This window comes from Frankia sp. CcWB2, assembly GCF_977927585.1.
In genome coordinates this window covers 1-5,206 of the sequence record NZ_CDWRCM010000253.1, presented here as the reverse complement: position 1 = coordinate 5,206, position 5,206 = coordinate 1, and the positions used below count along the sequence as shown (strand labels likewise).

The 5,206-nt window shown below is 68.8% G+C and carries 4 protein-coding genes and 2 pseudogenes; 3 read left to right on the top strand and 3 right to left on the bottom strand.

The genetic code is table 11. The features are described 5' to 3' along the window. Positions 1–70 precede the first annotated feature (70 nt). The gene (locus ACY45C_RS19705) at positions 71–706 is read right to left on the bottom strand and encodes a hypothetical protein (protein ID WP_462189040.1); all 636 of its coding nucleotides are present in this window, start codon (positions 704–706) and stop codon (positions 71–73) included. 319 nt (positions 707–1,025) lie between these two features. Here ACY45C_RS19705 and ACY45C_RS19700 point away from each other — a divergent pair. Further along, a pseudogene (locus tag ACY45C_RS19700) lies at positions 1,026–1,394 on the top strand (WS/DGAT domain-containing protein); the annotation flags it as partial. Positions 1,395–1,627: 233 nt separating this feature from the next. On the opposite strand, the pseudogene ACY45C_RS19695 reads toward ACY45C_RS19700, so the two are convergent. Next, positions 1,628–2,743 (bottom strand): annotated as a pseudogene (locus tag ACY45C_RS19695) (CapA family protein); the annotation flags it as partial. Between the two features lie 221 nt (positions 2,744–2,964). Here ACY45C_RS19695 and ACY45C_RS19690 point away from each other — a divergent pair. Further along, complete coding sequence (locus ACY45C_RS19690) at positions 2,965–3,321, top strand: AMIN-like domain-containing (lipo)protein (protein ID WP_462189039.1); 357 nt, start codon at positions 2,965–2,967, stop codon at positions 3,319–3,321. Between the two features lie 249 nt (positions 3,322–3,570). Here ACY45C_RS19690 and ACY45C_RS19685 read toward each other — a convergent pair whose 3' ends face one another. Continuing rightward, positions 3,571–3,963 (bottom strand): SCO5389 family protein, encoded by a 393-nt coding sequence (locus ACY45C_RS19685; RefSeq protein WP_462189038.1) that lies wholly within the window; start codon positions 3,961–3,963, stop codon positions 3,571–3,573. Positions 3,964–4,423: 460 nt separating this feature from the next. On the opposite strand from ACY45C_RS19685, the gene ACY45C_RS19680 reads away from it, so the two are divergent. After that, positions 4,424–5,206: metal ABC transporter solute-binding protein, Zn/Mn family (locus ACY45C_RS19680; RefSeq protein ID WP_462189041.1), on the top strand; the 783-nt coding region annotated here is incomplete at its 3' end.

The window sequence follows — 5,206 nt, the reverse complement described above, 5'->3', positions numbered from 1 at the left end:
CCCCCGGCGGCCTGCTCGGAATCAGGAGTAATAGGTACATGGGCCCATGTGTCTTTGGCGTGTTGACGTGTCAATCTGGTGAAGTTGCCCAGCCCGATTCCCGGGCCCGCGCCCCGCGCCCCCGGACGGGGCGGGGGAGCGTCTGATGGCCCTGCTCGACGTGGTCACGAAGGCCGGTTCCGAGCGGGCGTACGCCCGTCCACTGACCTCGGGTGACCGGGCCTACCTCGCCTTCACCCGGCTCAATCCCGGGGAGTTCCAGGACGTCGGTGCGCTGCTGTTCATTGACGGCCCCCCGCTGGAGCTGGCGGACCTGCGGGCGCACGTCGCCGAGCGGCTGCGCGACCCCCGGGCACGGATGCTTACCGACCGTCTCGAGACTGTCGCGGTCCGGTGCTCTGGTCGCCGCCCGACGGCGAACGAGACCCTCTGGGTCTCCGGTCCGGGCATGAACGTCGACGATCACGTCGTCGCCCTGGACCTGCCGTCCGCCGCCGGTGCCAGCGGTGCCGACCGGGGCGTCGGTGGTGTCGGCGATGCGCGGCTGCGTGCCGCCGTCGACCGCATTGCCGCCCAGCCGATCGACATCAGCCGGCCGCCGTGGATGCTTTACCTGCTGCGCGCCCCGGGGTCGTCCGGGACGGTGCTGGTGTACCGGACCAGCCACATCCAGCAGGACGGCTTCGCGCTCTACCAGGCGCTGCACCTGCTCTTCGGGGGGGGAGGGCGAACTCGACCTCGGTCTGCCCCCCGCGATCCGCCGGCCGCGGCCCTCGGACTACGCGGGTTTCGTCGGCCGGGGGCTGCGTTGCCTGGCTCCCACCCGTGCCCTCGACGCCTGGGGCGGACCGCCGGCCGGGCCGGCGCGACATTCCTGGGTCACCACCGATCTGGGCACGCTGCGCGCCGTGGCTCGCCACCACGATGTCACGGTCAACGACGTCTATCTCGCCGCGCTCGCCGGGGCGCTGCGGACGTGGTCCCTTCCCGAATGGCGCCGGGACCGGCAGCCCCTCCACGCGCTGATGCCCATCAGTTTCCGGACCGCCGCCGAACGGAACGTGCTGTCGAACTATTCCTCGGGCGTGCGTGTCCCGCTTCCCTGCGGGGAGCCGGACCCCGGCCGGCGGTTGGCGTGGATCGCCGCGGAGACCCGTCGCATGCAGAAGGGCGGGCTGGGGGTGGTGGAACGTCACCACTTCTCCACCATGGCGACGATCGCCTCGCCCCGCATGCTCGCGGGCGCCGCCGCTTACCCGGCCCAGACCCGGAAGATGGCCCTGGTGGCGAGCAACGTCCGAACGATGCGCGGGCCGCTGGCTGTCGCGGGACGTGCGGTGACCGGGCTGGTCGGCACGGGCCAACTACTCGTCGGACGTCAGCATCTGGCCGTCGCCATGCTGGGCATCGACGAGCGGGTCGGTGTCACGTTCGTGGCCAGTGCCAGCGTGCCGAACCACGCCTGGCTGGGGCAGCTGTGGCTGGCGGAACTCGACGTGCTCAGCCGGCTGGTGCCCCCACGCCGGCGTGAGCGTGCCTTACGGACCGGTCCTGATCTTCCGGCCTTCGTCGCTGGCCGAGGCTGCCGAATCGCTGGAGCACACCATCGAGGGTTCGCTCCTGGTTGGCGCAGCGACAGCACGCCGGGTGCGTTGAGGTCGAACTGTGTCCCGAAGTCGCGGCTGATCCTGGCGAGAACTCCCCGTAGCCACCCCGCGTCTTCGGGTGCAGCGCGCCACAACCGCATCCGCCGTGCCTGCAGGGGCACCATCCGCAGGCCGGTCAGCGTCGCGCCGGGCGGGTCGGTGGAGATCTCGGCGGAGACGAAGTACGCCAGCCGCAGGTCGTCCCGGTACGTTTCGTAGCCGGTAATGCCCTCGTAGTCGTTGATGAAGTCGCCACAGCCGTACAGGACAAGCCGGTCCCGGTACACCTCGACGGGACGCGGATGGTGCGACGAGTGCCCGTGCACGACGTCGACACCGCCGTCGATGAGCCGGTGGGCGAAGCGGATCTGGTCGTCGTCTACGTCATAGCCCCAGTTGGATCCCCAGTGGATGGAGGCGACGACGAGGTCACCGGGGCGCTTCGCCCGCCGGGTGCGGGTGGTCACCTCCTCGGCGGTGGCGTCCGACAATTCGGGGACGACGTCTAGGCCGCCCCGGCCCGGGGCCGCGGCCCACGCCCGTGGAATGCCGCTGGAGGGCAGGCCGAACGAGAAGACCAGGACCCGCCGGCCCCCGCCGAGCGGGACCATGGCCGGTTTGCACGCCTCGTCCGCGTCGCGCCCGGCTCCCACCGCTCTCAGCCCGGCCGCGAACAACGCGTCGAGGGTCTCGACGAGCCCTCGGTGGCCGGAATCCAGCAGGTGGTTGTTCGCCAGCACGCACACATCGGGCCGGGCGGTGGCCAGGCAGGGAAGGTTGTCCGGACTCATCCGATAATGAACCGCCTTTCCGGCGGCGAAGTCATCGCACCGGGTGATGCTGTTTTCCAGGTTCACTACCCGAACATCGGGCTGGACCTCATCCAGCACGGGCAGTGCGTCACCCCAGGGCCAGGCGAAGTCGACCGGGCGAGGAATCGGGCCGTTCGCTGCTTCAGCCAGCTCGACATAGGCGCGGGCATCCCGGATATATCCCTCGGAAAGTCTCGGGTTGCCTGGATGCGGCAGAATCTGGTCGACGCCGCGGCCTAGCATCACATCGCCGCAGAGGAACAGCGTCACTGTGCCGTCGTGCACAGTTCCAGCCTAGGCCACCGGCCACCGGCCACCGGCCCGGATTCCTCCGGTTCGCCGAGTTGACGCCCCTCAGGGCAGGGCGGAACCTGTAGGCCGCGAGCGGAACCCCCGAGGGGGTGGCCTCATGCACGGAGTAAGGACCAACGCCTTCACCGAGGCTCATAGGAGTCGAAATGAAATAACTTGCGCGTTTCGAACCCTCCACAGGCCTGTGACCTGCGATGATGCTCTCGATCACGTATTTGTTACTTCATTACGTCCCCAGAGCCGAGTACGTGCCGAGATCGGGGCTGATCCAGGACGGATCCGGTAACCGGGTCTTTGTGCTGGGACGATCCTTCGTGAAGGTCACCTTCCACAACGCCGCCGCACACAACCTCGAAGGTCAACCCACCGCTCCGAGGAACCTCTTCCCTCTCGGCCGGACAACGAATGTCGTCCACGTGCAGCGGGGCGGCGACTTCGAGGGTGTGGTGACCTACTACCTCGGGCTGTGTGGGCACAGGCCAGCACCGCCCGCGCATCCGACCGTGAGCAGCGTGGGCCGCGACGTCATCCTGAGCATCCCAACGCGGTAGCGGTAACACGCCACAGCGCCCTGTCCCGTTGCGCGATCGACGCTTTGGTGTTGGTGGCGTCGATGAACGCGAGGTAGGAGGTCCGTCTGCCTCGACGCTCCCCACGATCGACGCCATATTGCGGGTGGTACCCGATTCTGATCAGGGGGCCAGGCGGGCCGGTGGATGAACGTCCAGGACAAATCAGATACAAAATGGACAACACCGGCCCGCCGGGCCATCGAGATCAAAATATCCCGGGAGCCCAGGCTAGCAGTTGACGAACTCCGGTTGCTGGTTGAGGACCTGGCTCTCCGGGGAGATGAAGCGGCGGTACTGCTCGCCGCCCGTGGCCTGGGGGCGGAAAGCGGCCAGCCGATGGCAGTTCTGGAAGGCTAGCGCCACGCCGAAGTGCCGTTCCAGGGCCGCGCGTATCGAGGTGCTGGCCATCGCCCGCAACAGCTGTCCCTGCTCGGCGTCGTCCGCGGGCGGGGTCTGGTTGTCGGCGAAGTCGCGGGCTGCGGTGGGCAGCTCGCCGGCGAGCCGCTCGACCAGTCCGTAGGCGTAGGGCAGGGAAGTGCGGATACAAGCGAGGAAGTCGGCCTCGTCGACGTGACCTTGTTCGGCCTGCTCCAACAGGTCGGGCGACACCGTCAGGGACATGGATACCTCCTGGGCTGGTGGCAGCGACAACGATCACCACTGTCTTGGATACAACAACCGTTGTCAATACCGACAGTGATACTCCGTGTGCAGATCGATTGCGCCGCGGCGGCGCACCCCGACACCCCGCCGGATCTGCCGTGCGATGCGGCGCGTCCCGCCTCCGTACACCCGGTGCACGCCCGGTGCGCGCCCCCGGCGGACGGCGCAGGGCGTCCGACCCGGCAAAGCATCTGGTCGATCATGCAGGCGGATGGGCGGATGGGCGGATGGGCGGATGGGCGGATGGGCGGATGGGCGGATGGGCGGATGGGCGGATGGGCGGCGGGGAGGCCCGCCCCGCGTCATCGCCGACCGCTCGAACTCGAACTTGTAACGGTTTCCATTAGCCGCTACCTTTGCGAAAATGAATCCCGGTACTGCTAGCAGGTCCGGTCGGGTGACAAGCAGGGAGATCGTGGTGGATGGTGCACGGCTGGTCACGGCGCGGCGCTGGCGGGTGCGGCCCGGGCGGATGCCGCGCGGCCTGGGGGTAGTGGCCGCCGGCGTGGCGATGGTCGTGGCCGCGTGTGGGACGTCCTCGTCGGAGGACACCGGGACCGGCGCCACCGGCAGCGGGAAGATCGCTGTGGTGGCGGCCGAGAACTTCTGGGGCAGCATCGCCGCCCAGCTGGGGGGCGATCGGGTGGCGGTCACCAGCATCATCGACAATCCCGACGCCGACCCGCACGACTATGAGCCGACCCCCGCCGACGGCCGGGCGATCGCCGGTGCGCGGCTGTTCATCGACAACGGCGTCGGCTACGACCCGTGGGCGGGCAAGCTGGCGGCGGCCAACCCGGCGGCCGGGCGGGTGACGCTGACCGTCGGCGACCTGGTCGGCGCGAAGGACGGCGACAACCCGCATCGCTGGTACAACCCGGATGACGTCGCGAAGGTGATCGACCAGGTCACCGCCGACTACAAGAAGATCGACCCCGCTGGCGCGGGCTACTTCGATCAGCAGCGGGCATCCTTCACCGCCACGACCCTCAAGCCGTACACCGATCTCATCGCAACGATCAAGAAGAAGTACGCCGGGACGCCGGTCGGGGCCTCGGAGAGCATCTTCGAGATGCTGTCCCCGGCGCTCGGGCTGAACCTGCTGACCCCGCCGGCCTTCCTGCGCGCGATCTCGGAGGGCACCGACCCGACTGCCGCGGACAAGAGCACCATCGACAGTCAGATCAAGACCGGGAAGATC